Source organism: Oleiphilus sp. HI0086 (genome assembly GCF_001635225.1).
This window is the reverse complement of sequence record NZ_LWFZ01000864.1, coordinates 1-2,060: the sequence shown is the minus strand read 5'-3', so window position 1 is coordinate 2,060 and position 2,060 is coordinate 1. Positions and strand designations below refer to the sequence as shown.

The 2,060-nt window shown below is 46.8% G+C and carries 2 protein-coding genes; both read right to left on the bottom strand.

The window, feature by feature from the left end:
- A partial coding sequence (gene acs, locus A3756_RS15580; RefSeq protein ID WP_068553838.1) for an acetate--CoA ligase occupies positions 1-1,787 on the bottom strand: 1,787 nt, incomplete at its 3' end.
- Positions 1,788-1,840: 53 nt separating this feature from the next.
- On the bottom strand, positions 1,841-2,060 hold a 220-nt coding region (locus A3756_RS15575; protein ID WP_231875551.1), incomplete at its 5' end, for a hypothetical protein.

Here is a 2,060-nt window from a genome sequence, read left to right as displayed (position 1 = left end):
TCCGGTGTCGCGACAGGGCCAATCTCTTTTCTCACCCATTGCTTCAAGGTGTCTTTGAGCGCGTCATTTAGGTCAATGTCATGGTCATGCATCATACTGACATAGACATAAATACCTTGGCCTTTAATATCGTGAGGGTAGCCAACAACAGCGGCTTCGGCAACATCTGGGTGAGCCACTAATGCACTTTCGATTTCAGCGGTGCCCATTCTGTGCCCCGAAATATTCAAGACATCATCAACACGACCGGTAATCCAGTAATAACCATCTTCATCGCGACGCGCACCATCACCTGTGAAGTACATACCTTCATAGGTACTAAAGTAGGTCTGGATAAAGCGTTCATGGTCGCCGTAGACAGTACGCATCTGCCCAGGCCAGCTATCCAGCATAACTAAATTACCTTCAGCTGCACCTTCCAGAATATTGCCTTCATTGTCGACAATCGCAGGTTTAACACCGAATAGAGGGCGTGTCGCCGAGCCAGGCTTTAATTCCGTGGCGCCAGGCAAAGGAGAAATCAGCACCCCACCCGTCTCGGTCTGCCACCAAGTATCGACAATCGGGCACTTTTCTTTACCTACTACACGGTGATACCAGTCCCAGGCTTCTGGGTTGATTGGTTCACCCACGCTTCCCAGCAAACGCAAGCTTGATAGGTCGCATTTTTCAACATAGGCATCGCCTTCTGCCATCAAGGCTCGAATTGCGGTCGGCGCAGTGTAGATAACGTTAATCTTATGCTTTTCAACAATCTGCCAAAAACGCGAAAAATCAGGGTAGTTCGGCACACCTTCATACATAACATTCACAGCACCATTCGCTAGCGGCCCATAAAGCATGTAAGTGTGGCCGGTGATCCAACCAAAATCAGCTGTACACCAGTAAACATCATTTTCCTGATAATCAAAAACAACTTCATGCGTCAGCGAGGCATAGACCATGTAACCGCCAGTCGTATGAAGAACACCTTTAGGCTTACCCGTCGAACCAGAGGTATAAAGCATAAAGAGCGGGTCTTCGGCATTCATTGGCTCAGGTTCACACTCACTCGAAGCACCTGCCAAAAGTTCATGATACCAAAGGTCTCGACCCTCGACCCAATTAACATCATTGCCGGTGCGTTTTAACACAAAGACATTTTCAACCGTCGTGACCGCATCGGTTTCAATCGCTGCATCGACATTTTTCTTTAGAGGAATCGCTTTGGCACCACGTACGCCTTCATCAGCCGTCACGACCCATTTCGCTGCACCGTCAGCGATACGAGCAGCCAAGGCTTCAGGAGAAAAACCACCAAACACAACAGAATGAATGGCACCAATACGAGCACAGGCCAACATCGCTACAGCGGTTTCAGGAACATTAGGCATATAGATAGTGACAATGTCGCCCTTTTTTACACCTGTTTGTCGCATGGCGTTGGCAAACTTACACGTTTCTTCGTACAGCTCTCGATAGGAAATATGCTTAGAAGAATCTAGCTCATCTCCCTCAAAGATAACTGCAGTCTGTTCACCACGCTCAGCCAAGTGGCGATCTAGACAATTTACCGAAGCATTCAAGACACCGTCGTAATACCAGCGAATATGCAAATCATTAGAAGAAAACGATACATCTTTTACCTGGGAATAAGGTTTGATCCATTCAAGGCGCTTTCCCTGCTCTGCCCAGAACGATTCATTGTCATCCTGCGACTGCTGATAAAGCGCTTGATAACGGTCTTGATCGATATTAGTGCGGGCTTTAGCCTGCGCGTGAATGGGATAAACTTTTTGATTACTCATGAGATGTCTCCGGTCCTTGTAGAGCCTCACTATTCAGAGTCTCTTTTTATTCTTTATGAGTCACCGGAAGAGTCGACTAAAGACGCATACTTGATTGATTCTAATAAACTTTCCAGTGGTATATCTTCAGCTGAGGAGCGAATTGCTCGCGCTAGAACTTGTTGATCACCAAAACCAGAAGCGTCATAACGGGCTTTGGATTGTCTGAGCTTTATCGACTGGCGGTATTCATCCAAACCGATGCGTTCATAATCAGACAATAACAATTGTTTT